14 protein-coding genes are annotated in these 18864 nt (G+C 47.1%); 5 read left to right on the forward strand and 9 right to left on the reverse strand.

Features of this window, described 5'->3' with window-relative positions; all coding sequences use genetic code 11:
• Positions 1-232: 232 nt before the first annotated feature.
• From K7399_RS12280 to K7399_RS12310, 7 genes are all read right to left on the reverse strand, one after another.
• Positions 233-2152: a PTS fructose transporter subunit IIABC gene (locus tag K7399_RS12280; protein WP_028976181.1), complete on the reverse strand. Its 1920-nt coding sequence runs from the start codon at positions 2150-2152 to the stop codon at positions 233-235.
• 115 nt (positions 2153-2267) lie between these two features.
• Positions 2268-3179 (reverse strand): 1-phosphofructokinase, encoded by a 912-nt coding sequence (pfkB, locus tag K7399_RS12285; protein WP_028976182.1) that lies wholly within the window; start codon positions 3177-3179, stop codon positions 2268-2270.
• Between the two features lie 575 nt (positions 3180-3754).
• Positions 3755-4072, reverse strand: coding sequence for a cytochrome aa3 quinol oxidase subunit IV (gene qoxD / locus K7399_RS12290; RefSeq protein ID WP_028976184.1), 318 nt, complete (start codon positions 4070-4072; stop codon positions 3755-3757).
• Between the two features lies 1 nt (position 4073).
• Positions 4074-4703 carry a cytochrome aa3 quinol oxidase subunit III gene (gene qoxC / locus K7399_RS12295; protein WP_037562934.1) on the reverse strand — a complete coding sequence of 210 codons (630 nt, stop codon included), beginning with the start codon at positions 4701-4703 and terminating at the stop codon, positions 4074-4076.
• A complete protein-coding gene (qoxB, locus tag K7399_RS12300; RefSeq protein WP_037562950.1) occupies positions 4703-6646 on the reverse strand; it encodes a cytochrome aa3 quinol oxidase subunit I in 1944 nt (647 codons plus the stop codon). Before qoxB ends, qoxC begins: the two co-directional genes overlap by 1 nt.
• A gap of 16 nt (positions 6647-6662) precedes the next feature.
• Positions 6663-7607, reverse strand: a complete 945-nt coding sequence (gene qoxA / locus K7399_RS12305) for a cytochrome aa3 quinol oxidase subunit II (protein ID WP_051577806.1) — start codon at positions 7605-7607, stop codon at positions 6663-6665.
• 500 nt (positions 7608-8107) lie between these two features.
• Positions 8108-9217 carry a LysM peptidoglycan-binding domain-containing protein gene (locus K7399_RS12310; protein WP_223362309.1) on the reverse strand — a complete coding sequence of 370 codons (1110 nt, stop codon included), beginning with the start codon at positions 9215-9217 and terminating at the stop codon, positions 8108-8110.
• Positions 9218-9651: 434 nt separating this feature from the next.
• Here K7399_RS12310 and pdxK point away from each other — a divergent pair, with 434 nt between their 5' ends.
• Positions 9652-10488, forward strand: coding sequence for a pyridoxine/pyridoxal/pyridoxamine kinase (gene pdxK / locus K7399_RS12315; protein ID WP_028976189.1), 837 nt, complete (start codon positions 9652-9654; stop codon positions 10486-10488).
• A 62-nt stretch (positions 10489-10550) separates the two neighbouring features.
• On the opposite strand, the gene K7399_RS12320 is transcribed toward pdxK, so the two are convergent.
• Positions 10551-11159, reverse strand: a complete 609-nt coding sequence (locus K7399_RS12320; RefSeq protein ID WP_028976190.1) for a TetR/AcrR family transcriptional regulator — start codon at positions 11157-11159, stop codon at positions 10551-10553.
• A 179-nt stretch (positions 11160-11338) separates the two neighbouring features.
• Here K7399_RS12320 and K7399_RS12325 point away from each other — a divergent pair, with 179 nt between their 5' ends.
• The 4 genes from K7399_RS12325 (at position 11339) to K7399_RS12340 (ending at position 16599) form a co-directional block, all read left to right on the forward strand.
• Complete coding sequence (locus K7399_RS12325; RefSeq protein ID WP_176557881.1) at positions 11339-12070, forward strand: ABC transporter ATP-binding protein; 732 nt, start codon at positions 11339-11341, stop codon at positions 12068-12070.
• Positions 12067-13275: an ABC transporter permease gene (locus K7399_RS12330; protein ID WP_223362310.1), complete on the forward strand. Its 1209-nt coding sequence runs from the start codon at positions 12067-12069 to the stop codon at positions 13273-13275. The genes K7399_RS12325 and K7399_RS12330 overlap by 4 nt, the downstream gene beginning before the upstream one ends.
• Before the next feature lie 188 nt (positions 13276-13463).
• A complete protein-coding gene (locus tag K7399_RS12335; RefSeq protein ID WP_028976193.1) occupies positions 13464-14030 on the forward strand; it encodes a hypothetical protein in 567 nt (188 codons plus the stop codon).
• Between the two features lie 385 nt (positions 14031-14415).
• Complete coding sequence (locus K7399_RS12340; RefSeq protein ID WP_223362311.1) at positions 14416-16599, forward strand: alpha-galactosidase; 2184 nt, start codon at positions 14416-14418, stop codon at positions 16597-16599.
• 355 nt (positions 16600-16954) lie between these two features.
• Here the strand turns inward: K7399_RS12340 and K7399_RS12345 are convergent, their stop codons facing one another.
• Positions 16955-18853, reverse strand: coding sequence for an ABC-F family ATP-binding cassette domain-containing protein (locus K7399_RS12345; protein ID WP_223362312.1), 1899 nt, complete (start codon positions 18851-18853; stop codon positions 16955-16957).
• Between the last annotated feature and the right edge of the window lie 11 nt (positions 18854-18864).

Here is an 18864-nt window from a genome sequence, read left to right on the forward strand (position 1 = left end):
GAGGAACAGAATCTCAGAAAGCAGTATGTTCCTCACCGTTATATCGATGCGGCAGGCGCATGTACGTACAATCGGTGCATCTCCTGCCGCAGATTCGTTTTTCCCGTCTGTAGGTCTAGGAAAAACATAACACTAAATATTATATCAAGAGTTTTTTTAAATTGAAAGCGACTCCAATCATTGTTCCTTAATTGTTAGCATTTTTGTCATATGCTGACAGGAATTAGACAGATCAAGCTTCTTCCTTTTGCTCAATCGGCTTCTTCCAAATGCCGTAAAGAATGGCCGTTACAAGGGTTCCGATAATGATGGCCAGTGCATAGAGCAGCGGATTGCCGTTGCTGACCAGCGGAATGACAAAGATACCGCCATGCGGAGGGCGCAGCCCAATGCCGAATAACAGAGCAAGTCCGCCGGCAAGTGCTGAACCGATTGCAGATGATACCATCACGCGCAGCGGATCAGCCGCGCCGAATGGAATCGCACCTTCCGACACAAATGCAGCGCCTAAGACATAGGCAACCTTTCCTGCATCTCTTTGCCCACGGTTAAACTTATGCGGGAACAGTGTGGTTGCAAGCGCCATACCAAGCGGAGGAACCATACCACCGGCCATAACTGCAGCTTGTGGATAGAAGTTGCCCGCACTGATCATGGCAATACCAAATGTAAAGGCAATTTTATTAAACGGTCCACCAAGATCGATGCCCATCATACCGCCAAGAATTAAACCAAGAATAACAAGATTTCCTGTCCCCATACCATTGAGAACACTTGTCATCCATTCAACGAAAAGACTGATCGGTTGATTGATCAAGAACATCAAAGCGCCGGTAATAAAAATACCGAATACCGGATAGATCAAAACGGGTTTCAAGCCATCGAGCGATTGCGGCCATTTCTGGAAAGCCCACTTCACGAGCTCAACAGTATACCCGGCTAAGAATCCGGCGATCAAACCACCAAGGAATCCAGCATTGCTGGTCAATGCCATTAAACCACCGACCATACCTGGAGCAAGACCAGGGCGATCAGCAATACTCATTGCGATGTATCCGGCCAGAATCGGAATCATCAAGTACATTGCATTTCCGTTTCCAATATAGCTGAGCAGGTCGGCAAAGCTGTGTACATCTGCAACGCTTGCAACGGGTTTAAGCTCAATACCCGTCAGAGTAGCAATCAAATAGGAAACTGCGATCAAAATACCGCCGCCGACAACAAACGGCAGCATGTACGTCACACCGTTCATTAGGTTCTTGTAAATGTTCAGTTTCTTTCCTGATTCTTCTTCCGAAGCTTGCGCTTTGCTTGTGCTACCGTCGCCCTCGTAAACCGGAGCCTTTTCTTCAAGGACTTGATTAATGAGCTCTTCTGGTTTGCGAATACCATCCGTAACCGGTACCTGAACGAGCGGTTTGCCTCTGAAAGGCTCTACATCAATGTTAATGCTTGCCGCAACGATAATTCCTTTTGCCTTTTCGATTTCATCCGGCTGCAGCTTATTTTTGATGCCTGTGGAACCATTCGTTTGAACTTTAATCGATACGCCCATTTCTTTAGCCTTTTGCTTTAGGGCATCGGCTGCCATGTACGTATGGGCAATGCCGGTCGGACAGCCGGTAACCGCAAGAATCTCATAGCCGTCCGTATTGCTTTCCGCTGCCTTTTTCTCTTCAGCAGCAACATTTTCACTGGTTTCTTCTTGCGCGTCAAAGGCAGCAACAATTTCTTCAGGTGTTGCAGCGTTCATTAACTTTTCACGGAATTCCGGCTGAATCAAGAAGGTCGAAAGCGTCGACAGTGCTTCAAGGTGCGTGGCGTTCGCACCATCGGTTGCCGCAATCATAAAGAACAGATGTGCCGGCTGGCCATCAAGCGATTGAAAGTCTACGCCTTCTTTTGAACGTCCGAAAGCAATTGCTGCTTCTTTTACTGCCGGCGTTTTCGAGTGCGGAATAGCCACACCGTCGCCGATTCCAGTCGTGCTTTGTTCTTCACGCTTATCCAAAGCGGCGCGGTATCCAGCCCTATCGTTGAGTTTGCCCGCTTTGTCCAGCGTTGCTGCCAGTTCATCTAAAACATCTTTCTTCGTCGTACTTTTCAAGTCCAGATTAACGGTTGCTGCCGTTAACAGGTCCGTCACTTTCATTATCTTTTCCCATCCTCTCTTTTTCACCAAGGGTGCCCCAGTTAATCTTCGATCGCGGCGGAGTCTAGCATTTTCTCTATTTTTCTTAAGCCCATTCTCACAGCCACGCTCATGATTATATTGCGCTGATCTTGATTTGAGGAAGCAGTTCTTCCACTTTTTCTTGTGTGCACAGATCGACAGAAAAGGCCGTTGCACTGCCGGAAGCGGCACCTTTTTGAAATGCCTTGCGGAAGTCTCCGCTCACCGCATATTCAGATAAAAAGCCGCCGACGAGCGAATCGCCTGCTCCAACCGAATTCTTCAGCTCGCCCTTTGCTGGAGGAGCATACAGGTATTCGTCCTTATCTATGTAAACAGCACCTTTGCCGCCCATTGAGACAATGACGTGTTCAATTCCTTTTTCAACAAGCTTCTTCCCATAGGTTTTCACTTCATCAAACGTTTCAACCGTTACACCGAAATATTCGCCAAGTTCATGGTGGTTCGGCTTCACTAGGAATGGTTTTGCATCAACAATTTCGCGGAATGCCTTGCCGCTCGTATCAACAACAACCTTTGCCCCGCTTGCACTGACGTGATCCATCATGTCTTTATAGATCGTAACCGGCAACGTTGCCGGAACGCTTCCTGAAAGAACGAGGAGGTCATCTGCAGTCAGTTTTTCAAGCTTTGCATAGAGTGCATTCAGCTGTTCATCGGTAATTTGCGGAGCAACACCATTGATTTCAGTCTCCGAATCACTCTTCAGTTTTACGTTAATCCGTGTATCGCCGTCTACCGGAACAAAGTCAGCCTCAATGCCTTCTTCTGCGAGCTTATCCTTAATAAACTCTCCCGTAAAACCGCCGATAAAACCGAGACACTTGGACGTTTGCCCAAGATGCTTCAGAACCCTGGAAACGTTGATGCCTTTTCCGCCCGGCATTTTGCGGTCTGCTTTAACATGGTTTAATTCGCCGGCTTTAAAATGATCCACTTGTAGAAAGTAATCAATTGCCGGGTTCAACGTGCATGTATAGATCATGAGTGATCAGCTCCTCGTTAAGATTTTGATTAGAAATAGGTAACAATGAAAATAAGCGCTCAAATAGAGAGCGGATTCATGAGCAAAATCAGCTAATCCCTTGTATTGTCTGCCGCATCGGGCTATTCCATACAAGGCATTAGACATCCAATTCAAATGATCCGGGAATCGCTTGCATTTTTAAAGCACTCAAGTGTCGAAAAAGTTCTCTCAAGTTATTAATTATATAGAGAAAAACGTTCATTATCAATCAATTCATGTCATAAAAAATCATCTGATGACGTTTTTTGACTGTTTTATGAACTTTCTCCATAAACGTGTTGCCGAAATCGAACGCTGCGCACGAGCTAAAACCGACGCATTTATGAAGCAACAGCGCACTAAAGAGGCTGTCCAAACGTTAAAAACGGACTTTTGAGACACCCTCTTCAGGCATTGGACCAGACTTAGCTGCACCGACAGACCTCATGTCCGATATAGCGCAGCAACGGCATTTTTCAAAAAGTTCTCCACCTTTATTATAGTGTAAAAAAGACGGGGCATCCACGCCTCGTCTTCAGTAACCCAGATATTACTCACAGTGCATAAGCGAGAATCCACAACGTTCCGGCCACTACAGCAAAAGCAACATAGATCCCAAACAGAATCCCGATTAACTGATGGACCGGCTCTGTCCCTTCTGTGACATGCATAAACAGGAACAGTTGAATGAAGGCTTGGAAAATCGCTAAGCCAACAATGATGGTCAAGGTTGCCGTTACCGGCAGCGCAAGTCCGATTGCAATCCAGAGTGCGAGAAAAGTAAGTGCCAAGGAAAGTAAGAGACCAATGACTTGTTTCCAAGGAAAACCGTACCGTTGTTGCTTGACCGTATGGCTTTGATTTTCACTCATTTCATATCACCAACCCTGTCAGATAAACCGCTGTGAAAATAAAGATCCAGACGACATCAAGGAAGTGCCAGTAAAGACCGGCCATAAACGCTTTGCGCGCCGTCACCGTGGTAATCCCGCGTTTGCCAAGCTGAAGCAGGATCCCGGCGATCCAGACAATACCAAGCGTAACGTGAGCACCGTGCGTACCGAGCAGAACAAAGAACCCGGACAGGAACGCACTGCGCGAGATCGGCGCCCCCTCATGGACTGCGTACGTGTAGAATTCATTAATTTCAAGACCAAGGAAAACAAGACCAAGCAGTATCGTCACGATCAGCCAGCCGATTAAGCCTTTTTTGTTATGGCGGCGCAGTTCTAACGTACTCAATCCGCAGGTGAAACTGCTGATAAGGAGTACAATCGTTTCAGCCATGACCGGTCCGATTTCAAAGAGATCATGTGGTCCCGGACCGCCGGCCGTATGGCTTTGAAGTACGAGATAGCTGCCGAATAACGTTCCAAAAAGCACCAATTCAGCAGCGAGAAAGATCCAAAAACCAACAATACGGAGATCTCCCTCTTCCGTTCGATATTCCAAAGGCAACTTGCTTTGATCTTTTTCATGCAAACTAAGCGTTGCATCCGTCATTAGGATAACCTCCCCGTGGCAGCTTCGGTTCGTTCAATGTCTTCAACCGGAATAAAATGATGATCATCATAAACAAAAGAGCGAGCAATCATGCAGGCGATAACGCCAATCGCCCCTGGAATCGCCATCCAGTACCATTCAAAGACGCATCCGAATCCGGCAACAAACATAAACGCCGACATGATGACCGGAATACCGGTGTTGCTTGGCATATGAATCGGTGCGTACGGTTTCTTCGAATCGGCTTCTCCCTTTCTTTCTGCTTCTTTCATGGCTTCAAAGGCATCACGCGTTGAAACTTCAGGAATATGAGCAAAGTTATATTCCGCAGCCGGTGAAGAGGTGGCCCATTCCAATGTACGGCCGTCCCAAGGATCGCCCGTCTTGTCCTTTTTGCCATGAATTGCACTCCAGACAATGTTGTAGGCCATGATGATGAACCCGACACCCATACCGACAGCGCCAATCGTCATCACGACGTTGATCGGCGTCCAGCCAAGGCCGGCCGGATACGTGTACATCCGGCGCGTCATACCCATCAGCCCAAGGAAGTACATCGGCATGAAACAGATGTTAAACGAGATCATGAAAATCCAAAATGCCCATTTACCTTTTGTCTCATCCAGCAAGTAGCCGAACATTTTCGGCCACCAATAGTGCAGCCCGCAGAAAATACCGAATACAGTTCCGGCAATCAAGGTGCTGTGGAAATGGGCAACCAAGAAGTAGCTGTTGTGGTATTGATAATCTGCCGGGGCCATCGCCAACATGACACCGGTAATTCCGCCAATTGTAAAGTTTGGAATAAATGCCAGCGCCCACAGCATTGGCGTCGTAAATTGAATACGCCCTTTATTTAAGGTAAACAGCCAGTTGAAGATTTTCACACCGGTCGGTATCGCAATAAGCATCGTTGAAATGGAAAAGAAAGCATTAACCGGCGCTGTATTGCCCATTGTGAAAAAGTGGTGCAGCCACGTAATAAAACTTAATACCGAGATGGCCACCATCGACCATACCATCACCGCGTAACCAAACAGCGTTTTGTGGGCAAAAGTGGCAATAACTTCGGAAAAGATTCCAAATACCGGGAGCAGAACGATATACACCTCCGGATGACCCCAGAACCAAAATAAGTTCGCCCAAAGCATTGGAGAACCCCCGGCCGCAATCGTAAAGAAGTGCGCGCCGAACAGTCGGTCAATCGACATCAACGCCAGAGCAACGGTAAATGCTGGAAAGGCAAACACAACGATAACCGACGTAATCAGAATCGACCACGTGAACAGCGGCATTTTAAATAAAGTCATGCCGGGCGCACGCATTTTGAGGATGGTAACCAAGAAGTTGATTCCGGTTGCCAATGATCCAATACCGGATATCTGAACCCCAATTAAATAGTAGTTTTGCCCGACTCCCGGATTCATTTCGGCGCCGGCATAAGGAGCGTAGCTTGACCAGCCAGCATCCGGCGATCCGCCGATAACAAAGGACAGGTTGAACAGCATTGCACCAAAGAAGAATAACCAGAAACTAAGTGCATTAAGAAAAGGAAACGCGACATCGCGCGCACCGATTTGAAGCGGAACAGCAATGTTCATCAAGCCAAAAATAAACGGCATCGCAACAAAGATGATCATGATGGTGCCGTGTGTCGTAAACACTTGATTATAGTGCTCCGCATCAAGAAAATGCAGATTAGGAAGCGTCAGCTGGGCGCGCATCATCAATGCATCGACACCGCCGCGGAACAGCATGAGTAAGGCAGCAATGATATACATGATACCTATTTTTTTATGATCAACCGTTGTTAGCCATTCTTCCCACAACCATTTCCACTTTTTAAAATAGGTTAGGACGGCCACAATACCGATTGAAGCCAATGCGATGGATGCATCTGCACCATAGATCATTGGATCACCTGTGACAAAAAACCATCCCATAAACGATTTAATCGATTCAATCATCTTGAGATCCTCCTTCCCCGCTCTCGTGATCCATATCCATACCATGCATTGAATCGGTATCCACAGATTCACCGTTCATCAGTGCTTCCATCTGCGCTTTATTCAGATCCTTTGCAACGATTGCCGGGTAGGACGAAAACGCTTGCGCTTTTACCGTATTCGGCTTCAGCAATTCCATATATTTTTCATGTGTCAGTGCAGGCTTGTTGTCTTTCACATCGTTCACCCAGCGGTCAAAATCGGTCGATGACCGTGACATCACTTTAAACGTCATGTGCGCAAAACCTTTGCCGGAATAGTTGGAGCTGCGTCCATCGTAATTACCGGGTTTATCGGCTTGCAGCCAAAGCTGCATCGGCATATCCGTCATGGTATACTGCTGTCCGCCAAGTTCAGGAACCCAAAATGCATTCATCGCATCATAGGCATGCAGACGGAACTTCACCGGAGTGCCCGCAGGAATAACGACATAATTAACGGTCTCAATTTTCTGACCCGGATAACGAAACAACCATTTCCATTGAACCGAAGTCACATCAATGGTCAGCGATTCCCCCGCTGTCTGTGCCTGCGCTGCAGTCGCTTTCGGCGGCTGGTTCAAACTGAACAGCGTCTTCACAGTGGGAACGGCTAACAAGACACAGATAATCACCGGAATAACCATCCAGATGATTTCCAGCCTTCTATTTCCTGTATCATTAGGATCAAATCCATCACTATTTTTGCGCCCGTAGCGTGCAAGTACATAAACAAATATGATTAGAACAACGGCGAGAACCAAGCTCATCATAATTAATGACCAAATAATCAAATGATATTGCGACCTTGCCACCGGACCCTGCGGATTCAATACGGCTATTTTCTCCGAACATCCCGTCAGCATCGCGAGCGCCATCAGCAGCAAAGCCGGTTTTATGAGTGCTTTTAAATTCTTCACGTTTGCTCTTCCTCCCCTCTGAACCTCTCTATTCGAACGCATAACAAACCCTTCACATTATAGCATAAACTTTCTATTATAACTTTAATAGATCGTATATAACGTGATATTTGTTACATATTAGTGAAAATAAACAATGAATATCATATTGTAACTTTTCGTTCACCTTTTATTCACCGTTTATACACATTATAACTCGAGCACATAATTAGTAAAGCGCTTCCATTCATTTTTTCAATTCGATTTCCGTAACAAAAAAAGAGGATGGTCCCGGTTCTTTACGTCATGCCTTTACAAGCAGCCGGGCTCATATTTGAACTGGACGAGCACCCGCCGCGGCCGATCCGAGCGGTGCCCGAGCATCTGTGCGTTAGACGCACGGTCTTTTATACGTCCAAAAACCCCGTACTTCCTTTATTTGCAAAAAATAACCCCTTAAACGGGACATAAAAAGCTCCGTTTAAGGGGGAAAGTCGTTCATTCTATCCGTGCACCGTACATTACATCGAACCAGGAATAAGCAGATGCTGTCCCGGATAGATCAGTGTCGCCGATAAGTTATTGGCGCGCATCAATTGGTTTACCGAAATGCCGTGGAGCGTTGCAATTTCCCAAAGGCTGTCGCCGCTCTTCACCTTATAAGCACTTTTTGAAGAAGACGATGTGCTTTTCGCGGCTGTCTGCGTGATTACCGTTTTCGACGATGACGCAGATCCGGATAATTTCAGCGTTTGCCCTGGAAAAATCACATCGGCATTCAATCCATTAATCGATTTCAACGTACTTACGGAAATACCGTTTCCCGTTGCAATCTTCCAAAGACTGTCGCCGCTTTTAACTGTATAGGATGCTGCACTTGTCTTTGCAGGCGCTTCCGTTTCTTGTGCCGCGCCGTTGTTTTGTGATGCTGCTTCAGTCTGCGTGGAGCCTGACAGCTTTAACACCTGTCCCGGATAGATCAGATCCGATTTTAAATGGTTCAATGCTTTCAGGTTGGCAACCGTCATCCCATGATGGCTTGCAATTTTCCAGAGACTGTCGCCGCTTTTGACCGTATAACTCGAGGTTGTACCCGTCTGTGCCGGAGCGGTCGACTGGGCGGGTCGTTCTGTTTGATGCTTTGCCGTTTCCGTTTCCGGTGCAGCGACGACTCTGCGTGCGGTTTTAAACTTTGGTTCCCAGTAGGATTGGGAACCGCCGCCGCTAAACACATTGGTTATATGTACACCCACTGTAACTTCAGCACTGATCATTTTTCCATTACCAATGTAGATGCCAACGTGATGAATCCCGCCGTCACCAGCAGTATCGAAGAAAAGCAAATCGCCCGACTGCAATTGATCCTTGGATACCGCAATCCCTTGCTCTGACTGTGCCGAAGACGTGCGCGGTAATGATCTATTCAGTACTTTGTTGTAAATGAATTGAGTAAATGAAGAGCAGTCAAATGAATCTTCTGAAAAGGCTGGTGCGGCATATTGATACGCCTTGCCTTGATAATTTAATGCCTGGCTGACAACATCCTGTCCGGATGCAGCCATCGCCTGTTGGCCGGCGCCTGAAAACAACAATCCGCTCACAAGAGCAGTAGGTACAATAATTTTTTTCACTGCAATTCCTCCTAATCGCTCTCTTCGTCATTCTAAACGTTTGTGTTGCGAAAGTTAGCAGTTTCATTGAGTTATTGATGACAAAACGAAGGCTCCAGAACCAGCTGCTCCATGAATGCTCTGCTCGATCCATAGGCATCAATCAATTGCTTAACTGCTTCCCTGAAACAGCTTGTCCCCAGCGTCTTTATTTCTAGTGTCGTTCACTCCGTCCATGCTGTCAATAACAACGCGCCTTAAAATGGTAGAAAACTTCAGCCGCTCTTTTGCAATACACGTCTAGTCTTTTTATCGGATCAATTGCGCGAATCATTAATTGATGGCTTCAAAAATTTTTCGACATTTTCTCCCCGCTCACAAAAGCAGAGACATAGTTTTTTCAGCGTCGACTCATTATAATAGGAGATACGAGAAAAAGGACAGGAGGCTTTTCGATGAATACACTGAATAAAGCATTGACAATTGCCGGATCGGATACGAGCGGCGGCGCCGGTATGCAAGCCGATCTGAAGACCTTTCAAGAACTCGGCGTCTACGGCATGACCGCACTGACCTGTATCGTAACAATGGATCCACATAAAAACTGGGCGCACAGCGTTACTGCACTGGATACCGAATTGCTCAAGAAGCAGCTGGATACGATCATTGTCGGTATTGGCGTCGATGCAATGAAAACCGGCATGCTCGCTTCACCGGAAATTATTAAAATTGCGGCGGATGCGATTGAAAAGAATCGTTTGGATCGCGTGGTTATCGATCCGGTTATGGTCTGCAAAGGGGCAGAGGAAGAAATTCAGCCGGAACTGCAGCCGGAAAACACGGCCGCAATGCTCGACTACTTAATTCCAAAAGCATTGGTGACAACGCCTAACCTCTATGAAGCGGCACGTTTAACCGGTATGCCGCGGATCACGAGCGTTGATCAGATGAAGGAAGCGGCGAAGAAGATCGTTGCCTTGGGTGCGAAGAATGCACTGGTCAAAGGTGGCAGCAGGCTTCCGAATACAGATCAAGCCATTGATGTGCTTTATGACGGAAAAGACTTCCATATTATTGCTGATGACTACATCGACACGCCGAACATTCACGGTGCCGGCTGCACCTATGCCGCAGCGGTTACCGCCGGTCTCGCCAAAGGGCAGTCCGTTCTTGAAGCTGTTCAAGTGGCGAAGAAATTTGTGACTGCAGCGATTCGCGGATCCTTCCGCTTAAACGACTATACCGGTCCGACCGATCACAGCGCATATAAGAAAGAGCTCGCTGCTCACTAAATCCATTCTACCGAAAAACCCCGGAGAGGCAACAATTGGCCTCTTCGGGGTTTTTCACTCTGCTACACGTCGAGTCCCAACGCCCTCAGTGGGCCTTGGGTCATAATCACTAAAATTCTGCGTGCAATTTCTTCTTCCGAGATCTTGGCCTGTTGTTCAAACCACCAGCTAAGCAGTCCAATCATCGCTGATGATACGAAAATCGGCATAATTTTGAGCATTAATGGATCTTTTTCGATCACAGGAAGATTCATCTGGCCGATTTCCTGTTGAAATTTAGACAGAAAACGTTCTTGCATGCGCTGCCGAAACATTGGAATGTCTTCATTAAAGAACATTGCCCGGAAAAAGCGGTCATTTTTCTTAAAATGGCGGAACATCGTCTGAACAAAGCCCGTAATCCGATCGAACGACACCTTTCCATCAACAAAGTAAGTCCGTGGATGAAACCTTTCAACCGTCTCATTTAGACCTTCGTCAATCACTTTCTCCAGTAGATCGTACTTGTCGAGAAAGTGAAGATAGAAGGTGCCGCGACCTATTCGGGCAGCCGATGCAATATCTTTTACAGTAAGCGCATTGAATTTTTTTTGAAGCAGCAAATCAAGAAACGTCATTTCAATCGCAGCCCGCGTCTTAATCACGCGCAAATCGGTTGACTCCGATACCATCCGAATCCCTCCCAGCTATTATAGAGGATCAGCAAAATCAAAGGATAAAAGACACAGATGCCGTTTATGTTCACTAATGATCATTTTGAAAACGATTGACTATTGAACAATTGCCGATTCCATTTTATCATAATTATTGAACACAGTGTTCACTATGAGCTACATTGACAAAGGATGTGATGACGGTGAGTTTCCCTGTAAAAGGAGAGCATCTGCACAAAAAGTTTAAGAACCAAATCGTGCTCAGCGATGTATCGCTCACACTTCAAGAAGGAGAAATATACGGACTGATCGGACCATCCGGAGCCGGAAAAACAACATTGGTACGCATTTTACTCGGTTTGGAAAAAGCCGACAGCGGCAAGATTGAGCTCTTTGAGCAGCGCCCAACCTTGAACGCCTTCCGCTCTCTCGGTTATATGGCTCAGTCCGATGCTTTATATAGCGAATTAAGTGCCTATCAGAATCTTTCATTCTTCGCTTCGATTCAAGGACTGCATGGAAAGGCGAAAAAAGCCCGCATCCTCGAGGTCGCAAAAGCGGTTGAACTGGACAAAGATCTCAAGAAAAGTGTTGCTCAATTTTCCGGTGGTATGAAACGACGCCTGTCGCTTGCTGCCGCACTGATCCATCAACCTCGACTCTACTTGCTCGATGAGCCGACCGTCGGGCTTGATCCGCTGATCCGCAAGAAATTGTGGACCCTGTTTCATTATTTAAAAGAAAAAGGAGCGACGATTATCGTCACCACTCACGTCATGGACGAAGTCGCGCAGTGCAGCCGCGTCGGACTGCTCAGTGAAGGAAAAATTATCGCTGAAGGTGCGCCGAAAGCGTTGATGCAGCGTTATCATGTCTCATCGGTTGAAGACATCTTTATCGCGGTTGAAAAGGAGGGGGCGAAAAAATGAGAAATCTCTTTGCGATGGCCCGGCGCATCATCAGCCAGATCGTTCGTGACAAACGCACCTTGGCTTTGTTGATTATCGCGCCTCTTCTGATTCTAACACTCGTCTGGTATATTTTCGGTGCGAAAACCTCCGAGCCAAATCTTGCAATCATTCATTATGACTCGTCCGATTACATGAGCGCATTCGCGAAAAACGATTATAAACGTATGACTCCGCTGCAAGCAAGACAGGCACTTGCGGACAAGAAAATCGATGCTTACGTTGACCTGAAAAATCCAGTAAAGGTTCACTTGGAAGGCAGCGATCCGCAGCGCAACGGTTTAGCGATGAGCAAAATTCAAAAGTCAATGCAAACGATGCAAACGATCACGGTCACTGCGCTGAAAGACGAACTCACCGACGTCATTAAAGCACAGCAAAAAGACATGCAAGCGCAGCAGCAGATGATCGCACAAATGGCTAAAGCAATGCAGATTTATGCGCCCGGCGCTTTAGCACAAATCACGCAAAATGCGCCAAAGGCCGAACAACCGGACAGCCCTCACAAGCAAGAAAAAGTGACGCTTGATGTCTCCTATCTTCATGCCAATGATGATCTGAATACATTCGATGCCTTTGGGCCGGCAATGGTGGGGATTTTCGTCTTCCTGTTCATCTTTATGATCGGCGGCGTTTCCTTTCTACGCGAACGAACAACCGGAACACTGGACCGGCTCATGGCTTCTCCAATGAAAAATTATCAAATTATCTGGGGCTACATGATCGGATTCGGCTTGTTCGTCATTGTTCAATCGTTCCTGCTGACCTGTTACATCGTCTACGTGCTGCAGATCTATAATGTTGGCCATCTGCTCGATGTCCTGATCATCGTTTTCATTCTGTCATTCAGCGCGTTGTCGCTCAGCATCCTGCTGTCGACCTTCGCATCGAACGAGTTGCAGATGTTCCAGTTCATCCCGCTGGTGATCGTCCCGCAAGTCTTTTTATCGGGCTTGTTCCCGATCGACACGTTGCCGGGTTGGGTGCAGGCGATCGGAAATCTGATGCCGATTCACTATTCAACCGAAGCATTGCGAAACATCATGATCCGCGGAAGCGGATTCTCCGGCTGGTGGCTTGACGGATTAATTTTGATTCTTTTCTCGGCGGTCTTCATCACGATCAATATTCTAGTCATCCGCCGGCAGCGCCCGCTGACCAGCTAACGAACAAACACGAAACTTCAGACCGAGGCAGATGCCTCGGTCTGTTTTTATACAAAAAGCCGTTTTTTCCAGCAACCGGCTTCGTTTGTCTCTTTGAAACAAGGTGGACATGACTTTAATTTGTTGTCTCATTTATCTGTAACCAATCCATACTCTTGTGCTATCATGCTGGAAGAGGTGGCGTAAAAATGAAAAAAGTTATCTTGCTTCTATTGATTGGTGTACTAATTGTGATTGGTGGGGGTTTCTTTATACTTCATCAAAACCAAGGTGCAACAAATGACCAGAAGTATGCAAAAACAAGTTCCTCTTCCCAAACAAACGCTGAGTCACAAGAAAAATTGAATACTAACGAAACATCAAAATCAAGTTCCTTGCCAACAGAAAAGGATCAGCAAAAGGATTCAGAACAGCCAGAAAAAAGCGGATCATCTTCAGCACAGTCGAATGAATCAGAAGTGAATCAATCATCAAATTCGTCAACTACAGCGAATACGGCATCCGATAAAGGAGAAGCGTCAAATGAAAGGGCAAGTTCAAGTTCCACAAAAGATTCAACTGTTCAAGCAGTGGATCGACCAAAGGGTTCCTGGGTAAAAACTTTTGAAAAAGATCTCTATAATGGATACCATGCAACGCCAAGCCGCTACAAGTATATTGGTAATGGTCTTTGGCAGGTTTGGGTCAAGGAACATGATACCGGCCAGGATCCTTATGTAACTGTTAATCAATATACAGGTGATTTCCACGGTTGATCATCACTTCTTTCATTCATTAATAGTTGTCAAAATAGCCCCTCATCTAAAATGGGAGGCTATTTTTATCTATAGTACAACCAAATTCTCCCTACTAATAACAGGTAATGTGTCAAATGAATGATCATAACCACGAATAAAGGTATTGTACAGTATTATTTGATAGAAGTTTCTTCGATCATGGTAATATACAATAGTACACTTCCTCAAACAACGGTGCACTAGCAATGACAAACCTATTCGTTAAAATACTTTCTCATCCCTAAATTTAATATCGGGTCAACAAATACCAAGAAATAAAAGATACAGCTATGCAGCAGCCGTTGGTTTATCACATACAATGATTAAAGCAACACGTCGTATGTGCGCTTGCGGAGGTGCAGTGATGATTATTTATGATTCGAAAAAAAGATGCATTCACTTGCAAACCAAACATTCCAGTTATGTCATGCAAGTCGACAATGGCTATCTGCTCCACCTTTACTGGGGAAAGCGAATCAACCACTATCTTGGCAGCAGACCGGTGATTAAGGCGCCAAGATCTTTTGCTCCTTACGCCGATCCGAAACATCGCGGCTTTTCCTTAAGCACACTCCCACTCGAGTATCCGGGATACGGAAATGGTGATTATCGTCATCCCGCCTATGCGGTTCAACTTGAAAATGGAACAACGGTCAGCGATTTGCGCTACAGCGGTCACATCATCTATTCGGGTAAGCGAAAACTTAGGGGACTGCCGGCGACTTATGTTGAGAAAAACGCGGAAGCAGACGCGATTGATCTGATGCTCGAGGATCAAATCACCGGTTTATTGGTTATACTCACGTATACCGTCTTTCGCGACTTTGATGCCATCGCCCGCACGGTACGTTTCGAAAACAAGGGCAACCGTACAATCCGCCTTCTCAAAGTCTCCAGTGCTAGCCTTGATTTACGCGATGATCAATTTGATTTACTTACGTTCTATGGCACGCATAATGACGAGCGGAACATGGATCGTCAGCCGCTCGCACCCGGCAGCCGGGTTATCGAGAGCACGCGTGGCGCCAGCAGTCCGCAGCATGACCCTTTTTTTGCCTTGATGCGCAAGAATGCTGATGAGAGTCAGGGAGACGTATTTGGCTTCAGCCTTGTATACAGCGGCAATTTCCGATCACAAATTGAAGTCGAGCAATACCACACGACACGCGCATCAATAGGCATTAATCCATTCACCTTCAGTTGGAAACTTAATCCTGAGGCAAGCTTTCAAGCCCCTGAGGCCGTGCTTGTCTACTCGGATCAAGGACTCGGCGGCATGTCGCGCACCTACCATCAGCTTTATCGAAGCCGCCTCGCCCGTGGAACCTACCGTGATCGCGTTCGCCCAATTCTCATCAATAACTGGGAAGCAACCTATTTCAAATTAAATGAAGAAAAATTGCTCGCCATTGCCTCTGAAGCCCAAAAAGCAGGCATCGAACTCTTCGTCCTAGACGACGGCTGGTTTGGCCGGCGAGACAACGATAAAAGTTCGCTTGGCGATTGGTTTGTCAACAAACGCAAACTGCCGCATGGACTCAAAGGACTCTCAAAGCGAATCCACGATATCGGACTCGCGTTCGGCCTCTGGTTCGAACCGGAAATGGTCTCACCAGACAGTGATTTGTACCGTGCACATCCTGATTGGACGCTTCACGTCCCAGGTCGTCCCCATAGTCTCAGCCGCCACCAACTCGTGCTTGATCTGTCACGCGCGGACGTTCGCCGCTACCTTTATCAATCGCTTTCAACCATTTTATCGGACGCGGACATCAACTACGTAAAATGGGACATGAACCGGCACATGACTGAAGTCGGTTCAGCACTTCTCCCTCCCGACCGCCAACAGGAAACCGCACACCGCTACATGCTTGGGCTTTATGAACTAATGGAGCGCCTCACGCATGCCTTTCCAAACATCTTGTTCGAAAGCTGTTCAAGCGGCGGCGGCCGCTTTGATCCGGGTATGCTCTTTTACATGCCGCAAACCTGGACCAGCGACAATACCGACGCCGTTTGCCGATTGAAAATCCAATACGGAACAAGCGTTGTCTACCCAGCGATTGCCATGGGCGCCCATGTTTCCGCCGTACCCAACCATCAAGTCGGTCGACTCACTTCGCTTGCTATGCGCGGCGCAGTCGCCATGTCCGGAAATTTCGGCTATGAACTTGATCTAACTAAATTAAGCAACGAGGATAAAGCCACCGTAAAAAAACAAGTTGCTTTTTATAAAAAAATCCGTCCACTCATTCAATTTGGCAATTTCTATCGAATAGGTAGTCCATTCACGAGCAACGATGCCGCCTGGTGCTTTGTCTCACCTGACCAAACGGAAGCCATCGGTTTTTATTTTTCCATAGGGTTCAACCCAAGTCTCGTACAAAAAGTCTTTCATTTTCAAGGATTGAATCCGGACTTCGTCTATGAAAATTGTGCAAACGGCGATGTGTTCAGTGGCGATGAACTGATGAACAGTGGTTTAAACGTACCGATTGAAAAAGGCGACTTCCATCGTTACCTATGGTGGATTAAAAAAGCAGATTGAACTGCAAAGGCATGAGCCTGTTTTTGTAGAATTTCTGTTAAGAAAAGCCAAGCTGTGCTTGGTCCTTTATCTCCAGCCATGTGTGATGGATTCGTGTCTTTTCGGTGCTGAATCGTCGCTTCGGTTACTCGCTTGCCGCGGGCGCACCGCGAGCCTCCTCAAACAGACAGAAATCTGCGGGGTCTCGCTGGCACGCATCAACTAAGCGCGATCCCGCAGGCGCCAGAGCCCCTCCGCTTTGATTCTCGGCCAAGACACTGGGCTATTGGTTTGAAGATGGGGCAAAATCTTATACTTTCTTTTCCTGCAATGAAAGAAGGCAAAAATCCTGCTCAAGGATTTTTGCCTTCTTTATTTATTGGTTTTCGATTTCTTCCACTTTTAACGATAATTCGGTCCAACGTTCCATCGCCTGATCGAGTTTTACTTCCATTTCCTGCTGTTTTTTATAGAATTCCTGAACCTTGCCCGCATCGCTGCCTGCTTGGGCAATTTCTTTTTTCAGCTGTTCGACCTGTTCTTCGAGCGATGCAATTCGATCTTCAATCCCGTTCCACTCCTGCTGCTCTTTATAGGTTAGTTTTTTCTTTTTCGCAGCAGGCTTTTGAATCGGTAGTTCTTTTTTGTTTGCTTTGGTCTTTACCGCCGCTGCCTGTTCTTTTTTTCGTTCATCCATGTATTCACTGTAGTTTCCCTCGAAGCGGCGGATGCGACCGTCCCCTTCAAAGACGATCAATCGATCGACAACCCGATCAAGAAAATAGCGATCGTGTGATACGGCCAGCACAGTGCCTGGAAATTGCAACAAGTAATCTTCGAGAACGGTCAGCGTCTCCGTATCCAGATCATTTGTCGGTTCATCAAGAAAAAGGACATTGGGTTCCGTCATCAAAATGCGCAACAGATAAAGCCGCTTATGCTCGCCACCGGACAATTTGCGAATAAATGTGCGCTGACGCGGGCGCGAAAACAGGAAACGCTCGAGCATCTGTTCCGCCGTCACCTGCTGCCCGTCATCCGTGCGCACCACTTGCGCTGCTTCCTTAATATAGTCGATAACCGTCAGATCTTCATTCATTTCGGTATGCTCCTGGGTGTAGTAACCAATCTTTACGGTCTCGCCAATAGCCACTGTTCCTGAATCCGGATTCAGCCGCTTAGCTAGAATATTAAGCAACGTTGTTTTGCCGCTGCCGTTGCCCCCGATGATGCCCAAGCGTTCGCCCGGTGTAACGAGCAAGTTAAATTCATGAAAAAGTTCGCGACCATTAAAATGCTTCGAAAGCTGCTCCGCCTCAATCACTTTCTTGCCGAGGCGTGTCGATCCGAGTGCTACGTCCACCGACTGTTTGATTTCCGGTCCTTTGTGTTCTTGAAGCTGATGTACACGCTCCACTCTGGCTTTTTGCTTGGTTGACCGTGCTTTCGCGCCGCGGCGCAGCCAAGTCAGTTCACGGCGCAACTGATTCTGCAACTTAACCTCACCGGATGCCGCATGCGCTTCACGTTCGGCTTTCTTTTCAAGAAACAGTTCATAATTGCCGTCATAGCTGTAAAGCTTCCCGTGATCCAGCTCAAGAATGCGTTTGGTTACGCGATTCAAGAAATAACGATCATGGGTCACCATCAAAAGCGCACCTGAATACTGGTCCAGCGCTTCTTCAAGCCAGTCAATAATGACGTTATCTAAATGGTTCGTCGGCTCGTCGAGAATCAGCAGATCGGCCGGCTGAATCAGTGCGCGCGCAAGGGCAATTCGTTTCTTTTGCCCGCCGGAGCATTCGTTTGCAGGCGTGTCAAAGTCATGGATGCCGAGCCGGGTCAGAATCCGTTTTGCTGCAGCTTCCGCATCCCAGGCATTCGCCGCATCCATCTGTTGCTGGCGCTTAAGGAGCTGTTCTTGAAGTTTCGCATCTGCCGGATTCTTTTCCAATTGGGCAAGCGCCTGCTCATAATTGCGCACGGCAGCCATAATCGGCGAAACGCCTCCATAAATATGGTCCAGCGCAGTCACGCCGTCTTCAAAAACCGGGGTCTGAGGCAGATACTCGAGCCGAAAGGCATTGGCATGCCGCATACCGCCGCTTTCTGCCGAGTCACGCCCCGCGAGCACATTCAGCAAGGTCGACTTCCCGGTTCCATTGACGCCAATTAACCCAATCCGCTCACCCTCGGAAATGGAAAACGAGATATGGTCGAAGAGCGTCTGCACGCCATATGTTTTATACAAATCGTCAACATCAAGAATACTCAATGGGATCATCC

Source organism: Sporolactobacillus terrae (genome assembly GCF_019930545.1).
Lineage (GTDB): Bacteria > Bacillota > Bacilli > Bacillales > Sporolactobacillaceae > Sporolactobacillus > Sporolactobacillus terrae.